Origin of the sequence: Paraglaciecola chathamensis S18K6 (assembly GCA_000314955.1) — a bacterium.
Lineage (GTDB): Bacteria > Pseudomonadota > Gammaproteobacteria > Enterobacterales > Alteromonadaceae > Paraglaciecola > Paraglaciecola chathamensis.
In genome coordinates this window covers 1-20,334 of record BAEM01000040.1, presented here as the reverse complement: position 1 = coordinate 20,334, position 20,334 = coordinate 1, and the positions used below count along the sequence as shown (strand labels likewise).

Sequence of the window (20,334 nt, the reverse complement as noted above, 5' to 3'; positions counted from 1 at the left end):
AATCTTATTATTATAATAAAGGATCTCACCTAACGTTTTGTTTATGTCTAGAAATCAATTCAGATACATAAGGTTAGGAAAGATCGAACATACCAATGCGTAAGTAAATTCAGGCATTATTGTACTACTTGTTTACGGGTATAATAAGCGCCAAAAATACGATAAGCAAATTCTACCGCGCACTGGAATGAAGTTAGTTTTTCCCATTAGAAATTCACTTAATTTCACGGCATATATTCAATAAGCTAAATCCACTTTTTAAAATAGACATGTCGTGTTTTAACCCATGAATACGGATAACCAGTCACCTAACCTCATGTTGCCCAGAGTAGTGTTATCAACGAGAACTGTCGTTATGCAAGCAGTGGATGATTTCCTCAATAAATTAGGTATTTGACTATTTTCTCATCAATTAAAAGTACAGCACCTCGACAAGTTTTCTGACTTTACTTATCAGCAATTCAGGCTTGACCAAAACCATGAGAAAATAAAGATAATTGGCAAGACCAATTTGACACATCAACTCAAAATTGGTTACATTTTAAAAACATCATTAATACCGATAGTTAACATATCACCGTCATTCAGTTGGCGATGAAGCTGTCTAATTCTGCTTGAGGTAATTTACTTGTAGGCTAGTTCTAAGCTGAAAAATAAAGGAAATAAAATGAAGTTAATCCATAAAGCAATCGCGTTGAACTTGATTGCGTGCAGTGCTTTTTATTCAACCGCAGCCAATAGCGAGCCAGTGGATGAAGCAAGCTTATCGGGCCTTATACCTGTTTCTCATCAAACTCTCCCTCAAGGTGTGTTATTAGGAGCTAAGAGAGAACTAGTAAGCGATAAGCCTCCCAGTGAAAACTTTGATTTATTGGACTGGAGCTTAACCTTGCCAACAGATCTAAATAAAGATCTCAAGGCCGATATGATTTATGAAAAGCCACTTAGCAAAGGCTTCGAATTAAAGCCTCTGTTTTATACCGCACAAGACGGTGGCATGGTGTTCGCCAGCCCAAATGTTGGCGCTAAAACTTCAAAAAACACTAAGTATGTGCGCACTGAACTTCGAGAAATGCTTCGCCGGGGTAATAACCGCATGAAAACCCAAGGCATAACGGGGAATAACTGGGTTTTCTCTGGTGCACACGGCTCTGTTAAACGAAAAGCAGGCGCAGTTGAAGGCAGTCTAGAAACAACCCTAGCAGTTAATCGTGTATCAACCACAGGTGATGAAAAAATGGTCGGCCGTGTGATTATAGGTCAAATTCACGCGACTAAAGATGAGCCTATTCGGCTTTACTATCGCAAGCTGCCTAACAATGAGCATGGCTCTATCTACTTCGCCCATGAAGAAAATGGCGGAGATGATACATGGGTAAACCTGATTGGTTCACGCTCCCACACGTTACAAGATCCACAAGACGGCATTAAGCTAAACGAAAAGTTTAGCTATAAGATCAGTGTGAATAACAATGTGTTGTTCGTGACGCTAATCCGCCTAGGTAAACCGAATATAACGAAAGCCTATGACATGAGTAACAGTGGCTACGATAAAAGTAATCAATATATGTATTTTAAGGCTGGGGTCTACAATCAAAATAATGGTGGCGAGCCAAAAGACTATGTACAAGCCACTTTTTACCATTTAGATAATCAACATCCCGGATACCGTTATTAACCCTCACTTCTATTACGGCACAACTCGTGCCGTGACTCTCAATTTGCTTTCATAGCATTCAAATTATGCCCTGTATCATCTGTAAATAATCCTCCGGCACCCTTAACGCGTTAACAAACCACACAAGAATATTGGTAATACCAAAACAGATAGAAACAAACCTAAGTTTAGGGCCATAAACCTGCAAAATGTTAATAAAATGATAACTACCAGCTAGATTATGCAACATTATTGTGGTTATATAGCCAAACAGGTTAACAAAACAACACCAAAAACAACACTTTTGGTAACAATGAACAACTCATTTGGTAACAACAACCCTACGGAAAAGCACGTTAAACGAAACCAATAATACGGAGAATAGAGCTATTATGAAGTTTAAAACATTTGCACTTTGTGCGATTGCGGCAGCCATAACAGGCTGTGGCACAGACTCAGATAATAACCCAAATACATTGGGCTCTATTGCACTGTCTGGGACCCCAACCTCTGGCGAAACACTCAGTGCAGCAGTGAATGATCCTGATGGAATCTCAGGTACTATTACCTATTATTGGTATGCTGACGGCCAAGCCATTGAAAATGAAAACACATCAACGCTTACCTTAACAGACGAACAAATTGGTTCACCAATTACGGTTCAAGCGCTGTATACCGACGATGGCAACACTAACGAATCACACATTAGCGATCCCACGGCAGATGTATCCGCTATTGCATTCCCTGCTTCGGTAGCCATTAGTGGCGATGCCCTAGTTGGCTCGACGTTAAATGCAACTGTAGCTGACCAAAACGGTATAGAAAACGCAACGATTGTTTATGCATGGTTTGCTGACGACACAGTCATTGATGATGAAGTGTCCGCTGAGTTAACCCTAAGTGATAATGAGTTTGGCACTATCATCACGGTAAACGTGACGTTTGAAGATGATAGAGGATTTAGCGAATCTGTTACCTCAAGCGGAACAAATACCGTATCGCGCGTAAACTCCGCCGGCACTGTGGTGATTCAAGGTACGCCAACAGTTGGAAATACCTTAACCACTGAGATAACCGATCCGGACGGCGTATCAGGCACAGTCGCTTACCAATGGTATGCAGATGACAACCCTATTTCAGGTGCTACCAGCGATGAGTACGTCGTTGACGCTTCAATTGTTGGAAGTGTTATCACAGTAGAGTTAACCTATGTTGACGACAACAGTTTCGACGAAAACTTTGTATCCGCACCAACTATAACAGTTACGAATGTTGCGGTGGATCAAGCCGGCCGTATCGACATTATCGGTACCTCCCCTTATTTAACCAGTGCAACACTTACGGCGGAAATTACTGACAACAACGGCGTAGATGAAAGCAATGTTGTCTACACATGGTCTGCTGATGGTGTGGTCGTTGCAAACGCCAGTAGCAAAACCTTCACTCCTACTAATCAAGCGGGCTCGATCATATCCGTTAGCGCTTCGTATACAGATAACGACGCGTTTACTGACACGGTTACAGACTCTCTGGACACCCTTGTATACACCCAAGTCGTTAGTGATACAGCTGCACTAGAAAGTGCAGTTGGCGGCCTAGCGGATGGTGATGTTTTAGGTCTAAACACGAATGTTTACAGCCCGAGCGCAGCGATAGAACTAACCAGCGCAATAACCTTGCGTGCTATAGAGGGGCAAACTCCTACTATATCCGGCGATGCGTGTATTCACGTTGCCGATGGGGTAGATGGTGCAACAGTCACAGGGCTAACCTTCACCGATATTGATACCCTTTCAGGCTCTAGTTGTGATAGCGGCGAAGAAGCAGTTATCTATTCTGAAGGTGATAACTTTGTATTTTCGCAAAATACGATGGATGGCGAACAAGCGGTATTGAATTACCCAGATGATGCTTATCATTGGTTAGTCATTAAAGGAAATGGAGCACTAATTGAACGCAACACGTTTACAGACCGAACAGTAGCGGCAGAAGGCTCAGTCATCAAATTAGCTTCCTCCGGCTCAGATCACGTTATTCAATACAACTTATTCAGCAACAGTAACAATCCTAACTACGATAATTCTAGCTTACTGCTTCTTAATTTAGGTAGTACAACAGGCTCTGACGCTGCCGACATGGCCAACTTTACCGTTCAGTATAACCTTATTGATAATGTAAGAACGGGTCGTCGTTTAATGCGCGTACAAACATCTGGCGCCACCATTAAAGGCAATACAATCGTTGACGCTAGCGGCGGTATTTCGTTAGAGGACGGTGGGTTTAACACCGTGAGCGATAACGTTATTATTCGCACAACTGACCTACTCACAGCCGTTGGAAAAGAACCAAGTGACGATAGACCAAGCGGTGTACTTGTCACTCCTTTAGGTCACACAGTAAACAATAACTATATTGCCGGGTTGCGTTCAGGAAACAAAGAGGCGGGGGGGATCGTCTTTACTCCCAATCCATTTTCTCAAGCTGACGGCGGCGTCCCCTACGCGGGCAATCAAGCAGTACTCGACGGCACCGGTGACTTAACATTAACGGTGACCAACAATACAGTTCTTAACTCGCTCCAACCTATTGTATTTAGCACAGAAATTGGCTCAAAAGTCAGCGTAGGTGATTGTGACGAGTTGACCGCAGATAACCACCCTCAACTGTTTGCGTTAACTAAAAACTTCTTTGTCATCGATTTCGATGCCAATGTTATTGCCAATGGTTTTAACGAAAATGCTAGCACCGAAGGCTTCTATTTAAATGCCGACGGAGGTTTTAGTGACCATTCGTTTGAATACGACTGCGACCTCATCAATCACACTGAATCTGCATTAACCAACAACTTTGGCTTCAGCGATAGCTATATGTCAGGTGACACCTCAGACGATTGGGTAGATATTCGCAACATTGACGGCAACGGAGAATTCGATACCGATGGCGCAATCGATCAAACCCCTGCTGAAAACGGCAAAGAGGTACCAGAATTTATCACTGCGGCCAACACGCTTATAGAAACAGATCCTGCGGGAGCTCAAGCCGCAGCCGGCGCTAAAGGACTTCACTACATTCAAGCGTCAGAGGTAGGCGTTGGCTCTACTTGGGTGGCTAGCGATGAATAACATACAGCCTACGCAAGCCAGAGCAAACATGCATCAAGCTGCCTTATATACATTAAAAGACACAACGGAGATCTCGAAATGTCGCTGAACACATCACACACGAATACCTCTATTACTAAAAAAATAGAGGGTCAAGAATTTAAATTGCGCCCAGTTGCTAAGTGGTTAAAAACCGCTATTTTCGCAAGTATTGCGAGTACGACGGCATTTACCTTACATGCACAAGAAGCGCAAAATGTAACAGACGAAAACGAAGCAGAACTTGAGGTTATTGATGTTGTAGGCACCCGCAGGACAATCCAAGACCAAATAGCCATAAAACGCGAATCTACCACCGTGGTAGATGGTCTTTCTTCTGAGGATATTGGCGATTTACCTGCGCTCTCTATTGGTGAAGCACTCGAGTCTATTACCGGTGCAGCGTCTCATCGTGAAAACGGCGGCGCGACAGAAATTACCATTCGAGGCCTAGGGCCATTTTTGAGCGCCACACATATCAATGGCCGCCAAGCGACCAACGGCAGTGGCGATCGCTCTGTTAACTTCTCTCAGTTTCCATCTGAATTAGTCAAAAAGGTCGCGATCTATAAAACCCAAGATGCTTCTATGATTGAAGGGGGGGTAGCTGGGGTTATTTCCTTGGAAACAGTGCAGCCACTTGATTTCGGCAAACAGCGCTTTCAAGGTGAAATCAAAGCCAACTACAATCCCGATGAAGGCAATGTAGACAATTCATTTCAAGGAGATTTAGGGTTTAGAGGTACCTTTAGTTATGTTGACCAATTCGAGTTCGATAATGGCCAAGCACTTGGGGTGTCTTTTGGTGTACAGCGCCAAGATATTAGCCAACCTGAAGCAGAGTACAGAAGCTCGAGCCCTACAGGGTCATCTTTGTGGGCATGTTTAAACGACCCAACCAACACCAATGAAGGTTTTTATCGTAGTAGTGCCGGCGATTGTGAGGATCAAGTTAACGGCAGCAGCAACCAAGGTTACGATACTGAAATTGATCCTGAAACAGGTAAGGCAGTGAGCGACACCAGCCCATACGCTTGGACTGGCAGTAGTCGTAGTTTTCGCCAAAATGAAACCTCGGACGAACGTGATGCACTGTTTTTAGCATTGCAATTTCAGCCTTCTGAGGCATGGGATATCAATTTCGATGCCCAAGTATCTGACCGTATTCAACAAGAATCACGTCACGATTTAATATTTTTACAAAAACGCGCCATCCCGGGATTAACTGGCCCGACTTTGGTTACCAACAGTGTAGGTGGAATATTGCACTGGGAAGGACAAGACCGCATTGAGTCTGCCGGTGAGCAGTTTTCTCGAGAAGAAAACTACCGTGGTTACGGTTTAAACGTTGAGCATTATGCTACCGATGCGCTAACCATCAATTTCGATGTCTCTTATTCTAAAACCGAACGTGAAGAACTGCAGGTCTCTAATAGAGGCCGCACCGCCGACAGGCAATTCTTTAGCTGGGATATGGGTGAGAATATTCCAAACTTTACCGTTACAGATATAGATTTAACAGATATCAGCAACTTTACTGACAGCCTGCGCACGCGTATTGATAGAGAAAACACCCGAGACAACGAAATTAAATCAGCCCGTCTCGATTTCGAATACGCCCTAGATGGTGAGGTATTCACCAGTGTGCAAGCAGGCCTTAGAACATCAGAATTGAGCTTTACTCAGTATGGCGGCAGTCAGGGTAATGGCTCAAGAAATGAATACACATTAGACACGAGTAATACCACAGCCCTAGAGGTGTTAGAAAGCTGTCAAAAAGACTTCCCAGAATCAGATTTTTTATCTGAAGTGTCTGACGGCAACTTAGTGACCCATGTAGACAGCGAAGGTAATGTAATTGATAGCGGTACAGGATCGTCATGGGCTACCTATGACAATTTATGCTTCTCGCGAGCAGTCGCCGCATCTCAAGGCGCAGAATTCGCTTACCCTGAGTTAGAGTACGAAAACAGTGGCACCATAGACGTCACAGAAAAAACCAACTCAGCTTACGTCATGACAAGCTACGACACTGAAATGTTTGGTAAATTAGTACGCGGTAACTTCGGTGTGCGGGTGGTTGATACAGAAGTTACCTCCATCGGTTTTAGAAACACTTTTGATGTCGTAGCAGATGATCTAGGTGTGTTAAGCCTTGTAACCGGTGATTCGTTAGAACGTATTGAGGGTGGTGGCGATTACACTGAAGTATTGCCTAGCTTTAACCTAGTCGTAAATTACAGCGATGATATATTGCTACGCGGCGGTATTTATCGAGGTATGTCACGCGCAGACCCAGCTGATATGGGTTACAGCCGCACATTCCAAACGGATGATGACATTGCTCCGACCTCTTTGTCAGATTTACTTGTAGGGGTAAACGGTTCTGGTAACCCGAACACCCAGCCTTTGATGTCTTGGAACTACGACGTGGCGTTTGAATGGTATCCAAACGAGGATTCAATCTTTGCGTTTGGCTTCTACTACAAACAATTCCAAGGGGGATTCCAACAACAAACCGTGTTAGAGAACTTTGAAATTGATGGAGAAACGTTCGCATTACCAGTAACAAACTCGGTTACTACAGATGACGAAGCTGACTTGTTCGGTATTGAAACTTCTATCGCATACCGCTGGGATAGCGGTATCGGTATTAAAATAGGCTACAACTATGCAGATACTGATTTCGAGTTTGAAGATAGCTTGTACGGCGACACCTTTATTACCGATTTAGACGGCAACACCACACAGCTTACTGCTGGAATTATTCCACCAGGGTCTGTACCGGGTTTTTCTGAACACGTGTTTAGTAGCCAGTTGTATTACCAAATAGGCGAATTAGATACGGCGATTATCTACAAATACCGCAGCGAGTATTTCCAACCTTATACCAGCAATGGTACTCGTTTACGTTACGTGGATGAAGTAGGCGTATGGGAAGCCCGAGCTTCGTACAAAATCAATAAAAATATACGGGTGAAAGTTGAGGCGATTAACCTGTTTAGCGCACCTAAGTCTCAGGATTACTATGTGCAAGGTAATTTAGGGGAAGTGAATGACTATGGCCCTCGCTTGTTCGCAGGGGTCAGTGTTAAGTATTAAGAGGTAATAAAAAGCGTTCTAAGCTTAAAAATGCCGCTCCAATATGAGCGGCATTTTTTGTACTCATGTATAAATGAGCGAGAACCACGTGTTTAAAAACGGTAAATCAACTGCGCGTTCCTCGTTTTATAACTCACGTTACCAGCCAATAAAAAAGGGCTTATAATGTTAATTCGCTTTAATGTTAATTCGGCAGCGCTTTTATCCAGTTGTAAATGTTGGCGACTGTTAAGTAAAAACAGGCGATTGGCATCCACATTAGCGTTATTGATTAAAAAGCTCTTAATCACTTTCGCACGTTCATCAGCGAGCTTGCCTAACGCTCTACGAGGAACGTCAATCGCGTTTCTAGTCTGGTTGTACATCGCTATACTCAGCGCTTGCGCAAGGCGCGTTTCTTCTATCACTGCTTCTTGATCACCTTCTTGCAGCTTGGCTTTTACGATTTGACGCTCTTCCTCAACCAATTTCGATGTCGTCTGGTTGAAAAGCGTTTCGAGCGCCTCAGCAAAGGGGCCAGCTAACGGAAACGTGCTGGCTGAAATGTCATCTGGGAATGTGTTTTCTCCGGAGATCTTCAACAACTGACGCTGTAACGTTTGTTCGGCCAGTTCGTAGGCATCCGGCACCTGATCCACCGTACCTTCAATATTGACCCGCAGCCCAGGACGCTGGGCCAATGCTTCGGCTAATGTGTTAAGCTTTTCGGTCATTTGTGCCGAAAGAGCCGCTGAGCCATGTGCAAAGTCTATTTCGTTTAGTTCGTCATCACTGCCCACTAAACTTGCTAATAACGAGAAAGGCGCGGTTACCGCTTTAGTGATCAAGTTCCCTAAGGCCTTTAAAATGATTGAGCCAAACCCAAAGCTTGGGTTGTCTAAATCACCGGACACTTGCATCCCCAAATCAATGACCCCATCAGAGTCTTGCAGTAAGGCTATAGCCAGCCCTAAAGGCAAACTAAGCGCCTGATCTGAGTCTGTTTTTCTGCCCAAAGTTAGCTGATCTATCACCACATGGTTGTCACCACGTAACTGATTGTTTTGCAGTGTGTATTTAACATCCAGTGACAACAAGCCCTTATCAATAAAATGCCCCATATAGGTACCTGAGTAAGGATTAACTGACGTCAATTCTGCGCCACTGACTGAAAAGTTAAGATCAAGAAACATGTCATCAAGTAATGGGTTTATACCGCCATTTAACGCCACGGGAGCATAGCCATCTATCTTCCCTTTAATATCGACCTCCGCAGGCGACTCAGCACTTGAGGATAACCCAGTAATAGCGCCGTTTAGCGATTCTATCCCCGAAGCAAAGCGCGGACGAAGTGAATTATCTTCAAAGTAAGCACTGCCATCAGACAGGCTGATTTCACCAACGCGAATAGCCATAACCGAAGATGAAGACGACGATTCTTGAGTGTCGCTAGCCGCTTCGTCATTCGCATCTTGATTGGCAGTAACATCGGAAGAATCATTAGATTGCTTCACCAGTATATTACTAATATTAGTTTGCCCACTTTTATCAATAATCAGCTTGGCATAAGGCTTATTCAGCGCGACGTTGTCTATTGAAAAGGAGTTCGCGTTAGCGTTGTAATCGATGCCCAACACTTGCATGTTTTGCCATTCGAGCAAAGGCTCTTGCTTATCACCGTCGTTCACTGCCAGGGCTGCAATATTTGCTTGCCCACGAAATAACATGGGGTTGTCTGCGCCTTCGGTATCAGCACCTGCGGTAAAAGTGCCGGATACGTCAGCCATGCCATTTTGTACCACTAGATTGACATAAGGGGTTAAGTAAGCCTGAATTTGTGATAATGCCAATTGGTTTATCTCAACACTACCTGACACTTCTTGCTGGTTAACAGCCACCGCGCCTTTTGTATTCAAACTACCCTGCGCTTGTGTAAGAAACTCATTGGCGTTTCCTGCAATGTCTAGGCTCAACGAATAGTCGATTGGCTGCTCAAACAGAGTATCAACAACACCGGAGGCGGCGTTGATTGAAGAAACTCGCCAAAACATACCGTCAGAAATAGCCCTCTCATGTATCTTCACTTCCCCATCGTTTAAAGCAAAAGACTGTAAAATGACACGCCACTCTTGCTCAGTTTTGTGTGGTGCACTTTTGCTGGCTTTAACGTCGCTTTGTGTTGAAACAGCCTGCTGCGATAGCGCAGTTTCCTCTGCTGTGTCCTTTGGTGTGGTCGATGTAGTAGAAGGATTTTGCGATGAAGAATCTACTGTTTTCTGCGCTGGTTTCGGTGTCAGCAGAGAGACTAAATCGAGTCCATTTGGGCTAAATTCGCCGTCAAGCCAAGGCTTATTAAGCTGAATATCGTTGATATTCACTTGCTTACTTTTGGTGTCTAACGACATATCGTTGATTTGCATGAGGGCTAAGGTGATACGCGGTTTATGGCTGTCAGCAATACTTAACTGTGAAAGACTAAGTTGACCATTGGCAGCTCGTACGCGCACTCCGCTGGGCTCTTCAGACAGCGAATAATCTATATGAAAGTTCAGCAAACCGTCTGTTAATTTGGCCTCAAGCAGCTCGTTTGATAATGGCCATAGAGGTGCCAAAGCAATGTTGGCAAGTCCGACACTGCCTTTAATTTCAAACGGTGCCAACTGAAACTGGCCATTGAGCGCAACCGTGCCCCCTTCGGCTGTGACCAACTTAAATACATAGTGGTTTTTGGTCTTTGGCGTGGTTTTATCTTCTGATATTTCTGCCAAAGTGGTCTGGGTGTCTAAATCATTAAGCTCAAACGCCAATTCTGGATAGTCAATATCGGTACCACTGACCTTATCAGACAACAATACTTGGCCTTGGCTTAAGCGAAAATGCCCGATGCGAATATGTGGAATTCCAGCCGATTCTTCCTCAGGCTTAGTAGGTTCCGATGCCGATTGACTGAACGTATCGATGATATCAGTGAAATTAAAACGCGTTGCTTCTCCACCTTCTAAGCGCGATAGGTGCACATACGGTGCAACCAAGTCTATGTGTTCTATGGTGGGAGTAAATTGAAAAACAGATTGCCAGAACCCTATATCAAGCTCTAAACGATTTACATGTACAAATTTAGCTTGGCTGCTTTGCTCGTTAATTTGGAAATTAGCTACGCTTGCACGCAATAAAAAAGGGTTGATACGTATTTTTTCGATACTAACACTACGCCCTGTCTTATCGCTTAACACACTGGGTAGCTGTGACTGCAAAATCAGCGGAGTAACCACGCCCACAATTAAGGCGTAAATAAGATAGGTAATGATGAAATAGGTGGAGATTCGTACCCATTTCGCTTGCGCTTGAAAAGATCTTGCTAGGTTTTTGAAAGACATAAGAAGCTTGTTATTAGAACGAAAAGAGTATTATAGCTATGGCGAGCCCGTCACTGATAGTGAATAAGCTCGCCAGAGGTCGATTAAAGCAAAGACGTTAATTTACCTAGCCCAGATTGAAGCAATGCTTGAGTATCGCTATCACCACTAAGATAAGCATTTATCTGGGTAACGAAGCTGCTGATCATATCAGCATCTAACCCTAACGCTTCAAATTGCTTCTTCAATTCATTTATGCTGCTTAATGACGAGCTATATTCTGAGGCCTTGTTCAGTAAGCCTGACACAGCAGAGCTATTTGACGATGAGTCCGCAGACACCTCTGGAACATAGTCCATCAGGCTGTCTAAACCAGGAAGATTTGCAGCAAGTTGTGTATATTCTCCGCTAGAAAGGTTCTCTTTGGCATAAACAAAAATTGAAGCAACTCCGCCTTGCGACTGCTCTTCACTCACACCTAGATTATCAGACACCATGCTAACTAAACTCGCTATATCTAATGACTCAGATGCCTCTGACGCTTCAGCTTGGCTTGTTTGTGTACTGCTAGTATTGCCCAACAATCCTTTCAATTTGTCGACCGTGTCATTCGCCAGTGCTTGTGATGACAACGTCAAAGTGGTGATCAGTAAAACAGAAGATATTTTCATGCTGCTTTTCATATAAAAGTCCTTAAATTATTCAGTAGATTGGATATTTGGGTTTTAACACTGCGCGTATTCAATTAAACACACCATGAAAACGACATCGCGCTTCCTTCATGTACGCCTTAGAATGCTATAGGTGTATAAAGTTCGAATGCAGTAATGATGAATACTGGAACACGATATGCTAACGCAGATAACAGCACTTTTCTCCAACAATAGTGTAAAGGTTGCCTTTACACTTTCTGAAATAAACACTGAATACGCTGAAAGACAAAAAGCCCTGAGCTTTGTCCTTTCAGCTCAGGGCTTTTAGCGTCTAGTTTACACTAACTGACTTTCCCACTGTGTTGCTGCGAATAAAACTCTCAGCACAGCTGAAGTTTCCAGTGAAAGGGCAAAAGGCGTTAGTTTACGATACAAAAGACATTGAGCTTATTGCCATCTAGGTCCCTAAAATACCCGGCATAAAAACCTGATTTGGCATCCGCTGGGCGAAAGCCAACATCTCCTTCACTGGTTGCGCCTAACGCTAGTGCCTTGTGGTAAAACGCATCCACTTGCTCTGGGGTTTCTAATGCAATCGCCACCATAGTGCCATTACCTACAGTCGCGGGTTCTTTATTAAATGGCAATGCCACCCCAAGTGACGGCTCACCCGGTGCTTTTGCCCATGCAATAAAGTAATCAGGCTCTTCCATAAACCGTGTTGCCCCTAATGTTCCTAACAAAGCATCATAAAATGCTCCTGACTTTGCTAAATCAGCTGTTCCAACCGTTACGTAACCAATCATTGCGCTCTCCTGTAAGTTATTATTTAACGCAACCACATAGTAGCCATTGACTACTGACAGCTAATGTCAGTAGTGTTTGCCTAAAATAACGTCAAACATTCATAACGCCGATGTAATAACACATGCGCAAAGCCGACAGACTAAACGATATTGTTCATCACTTACGCAGAATGCACCAAGCAGTTACAGCACAGACGCTAGCTGAAACATTTGAAGTAAGTCACAGAACAATCTATCGCGATATTCAAGACTTGATTAATTCCGGCGTGCCTATTTTGGGAGAAGCAGGCGTGGGTTACGTGATCGATAAAAAATATCACTTGCCTCCCATTATGTTCGATGCAGATGAATTAGAAGCGATAGCCTTAGGTATCAGTATGGTGAGCAACTGGACCGACGAAAAATTTGCTGAAAAAGCGCAAAGTGCCTATAAAAAAATTCAAGCTACCTTGCCTGCCCCTTTAATCAACGAGCTACACCAAATTAGTACATTCTCAGCCCCCAGCCGCTATAAAATCCCATGGGAGGTAAACTTTACCGAGGTGCGAGAATGCATAAGACGCAAACACCTAGTGAGCTTCAGCTATTTAGATCTAAACGAGCAGCAAAGTACGCGGGTAGTTCGCCCCCTAGCACTGATTTCTTTTAGTCCAATTTGGTTACTCACCGGCTGGTGCGAATTAAGAAATGCATTTAGAAACTTTCGCCTAGACCGAATATCTGAATTCACAAAACTCAATACCCGTTATAAAGACGAAAAAGACAAAAGCCTAGCAACTTACTTGAAGATGGTGAAGGAAGAGGAAGACACTTAGAACAAAAGCAATGGGGATTGTGATTATTAAAATCTACCTAACTACAGGCGAGGTCACATGATGAAGCACACTTTAACAGCATCAAACTGATCGCCTAAAGCTTAGAGTTTCTATGAGTGCAGCCATCCCAATAAATGATATCGTTTACTTAAATTACACATAAACCGAGACAAAAGAACACTTTACAATTAGTAAACGAAAATGTTTACCTCTCTGGCTTCAAAAACAGCCGCAAATCCCCCTTGATGCTCTTCAACTAAAAGCCCAGTGAGTGCAAGGCTTTGATGGTATATGGCGGAGAGAGAGGGATTCGAACCCTCGTGAATGCGATACCAACAATAAAATCAATTAAAACAATAAGTTAAATGTACAACATTAACCAGCTTTGTACCACTTCTTTGTACCAACAACTTTCGAAGATATACATTTAAATGTCTTTACTTCATTGACCCGCGAACGTTGTTATGAGGATAATACGAGTTTGCGCTGTGATATACGCTCTCTAGTAACAGGGTATACTGTTGTAAGATAAGGAATAATTTGAATTAATGAAAGTTGTATATTTGATAGGAAACGGCTTCGACATAAATCTTGGTTTAAAAACGAAATATTCAGATTTTTTTAAGTACTACATGTCCCAAGAAGAAAACGATAGTGCTGTATTAGATTTTAAAAAAAGACTCAAAGCTGACCTCGATGAGGACGGCAAACTATGGGCTGATTTGGAACTTAAGTTTGGGTCGTATATGAATCAGCTCAGCACCCTAGAAGAATTTGATAGCGTGCATGGCAATATCATAGATAAATTAGCCCTATATCTAAAAGGCATTCAGCAAGACTCTTCTAAAAATGGTATCACAAGTATTGACCACGACCTTTTCTTTGAGCACTTATTCCACCCAGAAAACTTTATTACACATAGAGATAAAATAAGTCTCCAAGAATACTATAAAACTATAAGAACAGTTCCAAATTACTTCGATATTATCAGTTTCAACTACACAAATACTATTGAGTCTATCCTTGGTTTAGAAGACGGTGATAACTTCCTTACTGGATTAAATTTCAAGCGAATTACAGGTCAGGTCGATTATCGGTTGAATTCTATATGTCACGTACATGGCTCAGTCGTAGAAAATATGGTGTTAGGAGTCAACGATACAACTCAGATAGAGAATAAAGGCTTTCAAAATAATATCGACATTACTGACCAGATAGTCAAATCAAAGTGCAATTTAGCCCAGAGACACGGCTTGGAGAGCACTTGTGAAAGAACTTTAGAGCAAGCAGATTTGATCTGTATATTCGGCTCATCAATGGGGGAAACTGATCAAATTTGGTGGGACAAAATTGCAAACGAACTGACTACGAGGAATTGCAGGTTAGTAATTTTTGAATACAACGAATTAATCGATCCTTTGAAATCTCAGAGAGCTGAACGCCTCAGACGAGAAGTAGTCAAAAGGCTTTTTAGAAACTCGCTCGATCAAGATATTAGCAACAAAGTCTTCATCTCATATAATTCAAAAATGTTCGACTTACTAAAAATTTAATTTCCCTTCATCAGCCTGATAGTAGTGATAGGAATTCTATCCATTATGATTTCTTACCGTCCACCGCCACTAAATATCGAGACATCGACGGAAATACTGCACGGCAAGAAAAACCCGCAGGCCCACACGTAGAAAGGCCTAGAGGCAACCCAAGCAAGTTAACTTTAGGATAGGATTACCACCATTCCTCTTCTTCATTCTTACGAGTTTCACGCTTTGCTTTATTGAGCTTGTTGCGCTCATAAGGAGTTAAAAAATCGTATTCAATCCATGAGCTAGCGCACTTCATGCCATCTTTAATTAGTAAATTACAGGCAAGCGTACCTCCAACTTTGAAGAAGGTATCATAGATATCAATTGCCCTTTCTTCCGCGCCAACAACCATAGGTATAATATGACTGATTGGGTAACCTAAGCGCTTTAGCTCCTTAGAAAGCGTGGTAGCGACATCTACTCCGTTAGATTTGAACACAGGTAAGTCTTTCCCACGTTTTACCGGCATTAAGCAAAACTCAGAAATTAATAGAGGGATATCGTAGCGCTCGCGGCAAATCGACACGAAGTTATCATCACTTATCGAGTCACCTAATGAAACTGATTCCCTGCTGGTATAAGGGTAAGGTATATTTGACAATTCCCTGTTCAATTTAGCAGGAGCAATAATAAGATTTGATGAAACAAGGCGTCCTACAGAGCCATCATCTCCTTTAACAGGATCTATGTGGCAGAGCTGATAATCGTAGGTCTTTGAGACCTCTTCACCATCGCTATGAAAACCACATGCAATACGGTAGAACTTCCAGAGATAAAGAATACCTCTCAATTCGTGAGTATCCCTTGGGATAGAGTTAGTACACTGACGCTGGAACGCTCTTCGTAGCCACTGCCCAAACGAGCTGTTAAAAAATGGATAGTCAATGGTCTTGCTATGACATTCTTGACATAACTTAACGGTGGTACGCCTTTGCTTTCCTGTTATGGGGTGTGTCACTAGAGCTTTCACTCTTCGATGACCACATTCTCTGCATGTAACAGGTTTTAGCTTTGCCATTTATCTAGTTTTCCTTTGTGCGATGTTAGTTGGATAGGTTTTATTTAAGTCATAGGATAATAAACAAGATCTCTGTTCTACTAGCTAATAGAAGCTCTAAACGAATGTTTAAATGGGCATCAGCTGTCAATGAAGATTACTTCTATCCGGTTAATGGAATTTCTAGTAACCCACTGAGACTTAAATTTAACGACTTCTAGTTGATTATGTTGATGATGGATAATCTACTTTTAATGCTTTAATTATTCGACTGACTGAGCTAACTGCAATGCCATGCTTTGTGGCTGTCTTTCGTACAGATAGACCATTGTTGATGTCAGCCATTATTGAGGCTCTATCAATGCTGGCTTTACGTCCCTTATACAACCCCTTCTGTTTAGCTGATTCAATACCTTCACGCTGACGCTCAAGCATTAGCTCACGTTCAAACTGAGCAATAGCACCTAACATGGTCAACATTAAGTTACTCATTGAATTGTCAGCACCAGCGGTAAACGAAAGGTTCTCTTTAATGAACCTTACACTCACCCCTTTGATTTTAAGCCCCTCAACGATCTCTAAGAGGTCTTTAGTATTACGGGCAAGCCTATCCATTGAGTGTACAACTACAATGTCACCGTCGCGTACATGCTCTAATAGGGCCTTCAGCTGTGGCCTCTTAGTGTCCTTAGCGGAAACCTTCTCGATAAACTCTTTGTCGCGCTCAATACCCACCAGCTGTCTATCAGTGTTTTGCTGAACTGATGAGACCCTGATGTATGCGACTGTTTGATGTTTACTCACGAGGTGTTCCTTTATACATTTAAGACTTTGAGATTCTATTGTATTCATAAATAGAAAACAACTTAAATAGGAACGATTATTGTACCTAACTACCTGTACCTATTTAGCATGGTCTAAAGAGAACAGTGAGAGCTGGTGGCTATTTGAAGTAATGACTAAAAAACGAGCTTTTCAAGATAACGTTTTGTTTGAAAATAAGGGAACGACGCAATCGTTATGGATAAAGAGTACCTCCAGTATCCCCCCATCGTTCAGAAGAGAGATAGAGGGGCAATTATCTGTTTAGACAAGGTTAGGAGGTAATACAGGGACTATTAGATGCTGTTACAGGTGATGATATTCCATAGCTCTTCATTAATAATTTCTGTAGTTGACCCACCATTTCGATTACTTAACACAGCCTCTATTTTTCTGCCATAACTAGAAAACTTCCAGTCTCTGCTAGCCACTGAACCTAATACTAAAACATCAACCTTTCGAGTTACTCTAGGAACCACTATTGCACCAAATTTAGTTGCAACTTCTTTCTGCTTGTTACGTGAGCCACTAATAAAAGTACCTGTGAAACAAACATTTAAACCATTTAATTTAAGGAGGTTGTCGTTACTTGTTGAAAAATCCGCAGACATTCCATAAGCAAGACCAGTATCTATAAAGGATTGTCCTGAAACAGCCTTTACGAGACTCATCAGATCGTGTCTTTCACTATCATCAATTATCCCATCTTCTAAAGCATCATCTAACCTAGCTTTCAATGCATTTGCAGGCCATTGCTTTACGAGATCTGTGTCACCTGAAAGGTGATCCCTTAGCTTGTATATTTCATCATCATTAAGTACGTCGTCAGCGCTGATACCACTAAGGAAGCCTAGAAGGTAATTGACAGACTCTCTTGTAGGGGCGTCAGTGTCAGAACAATACTCAAGGATGTCTTTCAGCATTTGTTGAATATCTTTTTGCTCAGAGGACGTGATAATCCCGTCTTCAAGAATGTCCTCTATTTGCTCTTTGATATCTATAAAATCACCATCATTAAAATCAAAGGTATCGTTGCTACACCATGCTTTTAGATAGGTAATCTCGACTTCATTTAATGAAACGTCAGCCAGTACTCCGTCAATAATGCCTTTTAAAGTTAGGACCGCTTTTGTCTTGTTGTTATTGTAATTAAAAGCAATAACACTAGGTTGGTGGTTCTCATCCAATTGATTCTCTTGCGTCATAATTTTCTCATATCCTTTGATTTTAAAAGGGCATATTACTAACTTAAACAGCTATGTCTAGAATCTCAAAGCATAAAATTAGCCGTGCGCCTGTAAGTATTCAATTAGTCTTGAATAAAGCAGCTCAATAAATCCTGACTACATCCAATCGATTCAACCTATCGATAGCTTCCTTCTTGGTCTTGAGTGGCACTGAGCCATAACGACCACCTTCAGACTTAGCGGCATGACCTGTAATAGCATCACTCACGCTGTCTGAGATACCTAAGGCTCTCATATCAGTCTTAAAGGTGTGTCTAAAGGCATGTGTAGGTTGACTGATGGATATTCCTTTTGATTTGACGCGAGCACTCCACCACTTGCTAAAAGCCCCTGACGCTCTACCGTAGGTGCCTATAGTGAGATCTGGAAATAGTCTTCCTTTTGCCTTATCGACATAGTCTAAGAAGCCTAACTCAAGTATGTGAGCAGGTACTGGGATATGCCTCAAAGAAGAATCAGTCTTAATACTTTGACCTTCACCTCTACGAATATTTAGATATTGAATTCCCTCTTCATTACACCCTATATCTGAGCGGTCTAGTTGAGCTATCTCAGACAACCTTGCACCTGTATATCTACAAAGTAGAGGAACCCAATAGCAAGCCAATCCATATGTGAGACTTGATGAGACCTTAGTAAACAGCTCATCAGCAAACAACTTCTCTATGTCTTTAGGTGTATATCCCCTACCCGCTATATCTACCTCAGTTTTCTTTTGAGTATTCTTAACAGATACCCCAAACGTAGGGTTAAACGAGATTAATCCCATCTCTACCGCATAGGTAAACACTGGAGATATCTGTTTAATTGCATTTGCTACGGTTTTTGGTGATAGGAGTTTCGAACAACTAGTCTCAGCGAATTGAATTTGCTTAGAAATAGTCATGCTCTTAACGGCTTGAGTTCTATTCTTGGGGAGTTGTAAAAGAATATCCCTAAACTTAACGATATCGCTCTTACTGATAGTCGTAACATCCATATCCCCTAAGATAGCCACAAAGCGCTCTACTTTGGCCTTAGTTTCATCAAGGGTTTTTAGCCTAGACTGATTCCCTTTATTTTGAAGTATGTCTGACGCTCTCCAATGCTCATAGACGTTAGAAATACTATTCTCTGTAACAATGGTCTGCTTTGAAGAAGACGCTTTTTTAGAGACCTCAGAGAGCTGCTCACGCGCTAAAGACATATCTCTTGGTTCATCAGTCCAGTTATCTCTATGACGACTTAAGCAGAGCTTCTCTAAATCAATGATATGACTGTAAAACGCCTTTGCTAGATTGATGTAGGAAGAACTCGTATGGCTTACTGATAGCCCATCTCTCTTTAACTGGGAGTCGATATGAGATGATAGCTCTTTGGCAAACGTCATCAACTCTGCGCTGGTGGCTCGTTGTATTTCAGAACCTTGTAAACTTAGCGTATCAGAAAGACCAAACCAGTGAGGATAAATATTCCCATCTCTTGAAGTCTTCCCATTGGAGTCCCAGTGGAGGTGTTCATTTCCCTTATTGTGGTACACAAGAAAGTCTTCATAGTTATCTGTAGCTTGAATCTTATCTCTTGTATGAACATACCAACGGTTAGCTATGATCTGACAGTCTCTTAAACTGAGCTCTTGTGAGCTATCGTCTGTGAGTTGCAGTTCTGCTAGTCGTATTTGGTTATCAACATCTGCGAGCAAGGGGATGATTAGGCTTTTGGCTTCACGTAAATCTTTGGTGTTTAGTGATTGCTTAAATACAGCTTTCCCAATGATAGGGACTAGACGTTTTGGTACGCCTTTTCTGAGGTAGTAAATACCGGATTTTGGATGCTTGAAAGGAGAACTCATTATACTCATTTGTACCAACCTTTTGTACCAGTTGGCACGCAAGGTCAATCCGCTAAACCCTAGAAACAACAAGGCCCTGCGTCATGCAAGGCCTTGATGGTATATGGCGGAGAGAGAGGGATTCGAACCCTCGTTAGGTTTAACCCTAAACACACTTTCCAGGCGTGCGCCTTCAGCCACTCAGCCACCTCTCCAAAACTTTTTATTTGCTCTTCGAATCTATCGCAGAGTTAACACATCCATGATGATCGGCACCCAGTCCGTACATCCATGTCCGGCCGTTCAGCCGGGCGGTGCTGTGCACCTAAAGAGGCCAGCTTCACCCACCTCTGTAAAACTTTTC

The 20,334-nt window shown here is 42.5% G+C and carries 12 protein-coding genes and 2 tRNA genes; 5 read left to right on the top strand and 9 right to left on the bottom strand.

Annotated elements, in window-relative coordinates; genetic code table 11:
- Positions 1-667 precede the first annotated feature (667 nt).
- The 3 genes from GCHA_RS14545 (at position 668) to GCHA_RS14535 (ending at position 7,899) form a co-directional block, all read left to right on the top strand.
- A complete protein-coding gene (locus GCHA_RS14545) occupies positions 668-1,678 on the top strand; it encodes a polysaccharide lyase family 7 protein (RefSeq protein ID WP_007989506.1) in 1,011 nt (336 codons plus the stop codon).
- A 371-nt stretch (positions 1,679-2,049) separates the two neighbouring features.
- Positions 2,050-4,779, top strand: a complete 2,730-nt coding sequence (locus tag GCHA_RS14540; protein ID WP_007989501.1) for a poly(beta-D-mannuronate) lyase — start codon at positions 2,050-2,052, stop codon at positions 4,777-4,779.
- Positions 4,780-4,857: 78 nt separating this feature from the next.
- Positions 4,858-7,899, top strand: coding sequence for a TonB-dependent receptor (locus GCHA_RS14535; protein WP_007989499.1), 3,042 nt, complete (start codon positions 4,858-4,860; stop codon positions 7,897-7,899).
- Between the two features lie 92 nt (positions 7,900-7,991).
- On the opposite strand, the gene GCHA_RS14530 is transcribed toward GCHA_RS14535, so the two are convergent.
- From GCHA_RS14530 to GCHA_RS14520, 3 genes are all read right to left on the bottom strand, one after another.
- Complete coding sequence (locus GCHA_RS14530; protein ID WP_007989496.1) at positions 7,992-11,255, bottom strand: DUF748 domain-containing protein; 3,264 nt, start codon at positions 11,253-11,255, stop codon at positions 7,992-7,994.
- A gap of 83 nt (positions 11,256-11,338) precedes the next feature.
- Positions 11,339-11,917, bottom strand: coding sequence for a DUF2780 domain-containing protein (locus GCHA_RS14525; RefSeq protein ID WP_007989494.1), 579 nt, complete (start codon positions 11,915-11,917; stop codon positions 11,339-11,341).
- 389 nt (positions 11,918-12,306) lie between these two features.
- Positions 12,307-12,693: a VOC family protein gene (locus tag GCHA_RS14520; protein ID WP_007989491.1), complete on the bottom strand. Its 387-nt coding sequence runs from the start codon at positions 12,691-12,693 to the stop codon at positions 12,307-12,309.
- A gap of 122 nt (positions 12,694-12,815) precedes the next feature.
- Between GCHA_RS14520 and GCHA_RS14515 the strand changes: the two genes are divergently transcribed.
- Complete coding sequence (locus tag GCHA_RS14515) at positions 12,816-13,508, top strand: helix-turn-helix transcriptional regulator (RefSeq protein WP_007989489.1); 693 nt, start codon at positions 12,816-12,818, stop codon at positions 13,506-13,508.
- A gap of 292 nt (positions 13,509-13,800) precedes the next feature.
- On the opposite strand, the gene GCHA_RS22915 is transcribed toward GCHA_RS14515, so the two are convergent.
- Positions 13,801-13,905 (bottom strand) — tRNA-OTHER (locus tag GCHA_RS22915).
- Between the two features lie 151 nt (positions 13,906-14,056).
- Between GCHA_RS22915 and GCHA_RS14510 the strand changes: the two genes are divergently transcribed.
- Positions 14,057-15,061, top strand: coding sequence for an AbiH family protein (locus tag GCHA_RS14510; protein WP_007989487.1), 1,005 nt, complete (start codon positions 14,057-14,059; stop codon positions 15,059-15,061).
- A 175-nt stretch (positions 15,062-15,236) separates the two neighbouring features.
- Here GCHA_RS14510 and GCHA_RS14505 read toward each other — a convergent pair whose 3' ends face one another.
- The 5 genes from GCHA_RS14505 to GCHA_RS14485 form a co-directional block, all read right to left on the bottom strand.
- A complete protein-coding gene (locus GCHA_RS14505) occupies positions 15,237-16,112 on the bottom strand; it encodes a hypothetical protein (RefSeq protein WP_007989486.1) in 876 nt (291 codons plus the stop codon).
- Between the two features lie 204 nt (positions 16,113-16,316).
- A complete protein-coding gene (locus tag GCHA_RS14500; protein WP_007989484.1) occupies positions 16,317-16,895 on the bottom strand; it encodes a recombinase family protein in 579 nt (192 codons plus the stop codon).
- Positions 16,896-17,209: 314 nt separating this feature from the next.
- Positions 17,210-18,118: a BRCT domain-containing protein gene (locus tag GCHA_RS14495; RefSeq protein WP_007989482.1), complete on the bottom strand. Its 909-nt coding sequence runs from the start codon at positions 18,116-18,118 to the stop codon at positions 17,210-17,212.
- Positions 18,119-18,242: 124 nt separating this feature from the next.
- Positions 18,243-19,991, bottom strand: a complete 1,749-nt coding sequence (locus GCHA_RS14490; RefSeq protein ID WP_318248987.1) for a DUF6538 domain-containing protein — start codon at positions 19,989-19,991, stop codon at positions 18,243-18,245.
- A gap of 104 nt (positions 19,992-20,095) precedes the next feature.
- Positions 20,096-20,185: transfer RNA gene (locus tag GCHA_RS14485), tRNA-Ser, on the bottom strand.
- Between the last annotated feature and the right edge of the window lie 149 nt (positions 20,186-20,334).

Excerpts from the sequence above, each read along its gene's own strand:
- GCHA_RS14530 (WP_007989496.1), bottom strand. The coding sequence starts at position 11,255 with ATGTCTTTCAAAAACCTAGCAAGATCTTTTCAAGCGCAAGCGAAATGG.
- GCHA_RS14510 (WP_007989487.1), top strand. The coding sequence starts at position 14,057 with ATGAAAGTTGTATATTTGATAGGAAACGGCTTCGACATAAATCTTGGT.
- GCHA_RS14505 (WP_007989486.1), bottom strand. The coding sequence starts at position 16,112 with ATGGCAAAGCTAAAACCTGTTACATGCAGAGAATGTGGTCATCGAAGA.
- GCHA_RS14520 (WP_007989491.1), bottom strand. The coding sequence starts at position 12,693 with ATGATTGGTTACGTAACGGTTGGAACAGCTGATTTAGCAAAGTCAGGA.
- GCHA_RS14545 (WP_007989506.1), top strand. The coding sequence starts at position 668 with ATGAAGTTAATCCATAAAGCAATCGCGTTGAACTTGATTGCGTGCAGT.
- GCHA_RS14490 (WP_318248987.1), bottom strand. The coding sequence starts at position 19,991 with ATGAGTTCTCCTTTCAAGCATCCAAAATCCGGTATTTACTACCTCAGA.
- GCHA_RS14540 (WP_007989501.1), top strand. The coding sequence starts at position 2,050 with ATGAAGTTTAAAACATTTGCACTTTGTGCGATTGCGGCAGCCATAACA.
- GCHA_RS14535 (WP_007989499.1), top strand. The coding sequence starts at position 4,858 with ATGTCGCTGAACACATCACACACGAATACCTCTATTACTAAAAAAATA.
- GCHA_RS14495 (WP_007989482.1), bottom strand. The coding sequence starts at position 18,118 with ATGACGCAAGAGAATCAATTGGATGAGAACCACCAACCTAGTGTTATT.
- GCHA_RS14525 (WP_007989494.1), bottom strand. The coding sequence starts at position 11,917 with ATGAAAAGCAGCATGAAAATATCTTCTGTTTTACTGATCACCACTTTG.
- GCHA_RS14515 (WP_007989489.1), top strand. The coding sequence starts at position 12,816 with ATGCGCAAAGCCGACAGACTAAACGATATTGTTCATCACTTACGCAGA.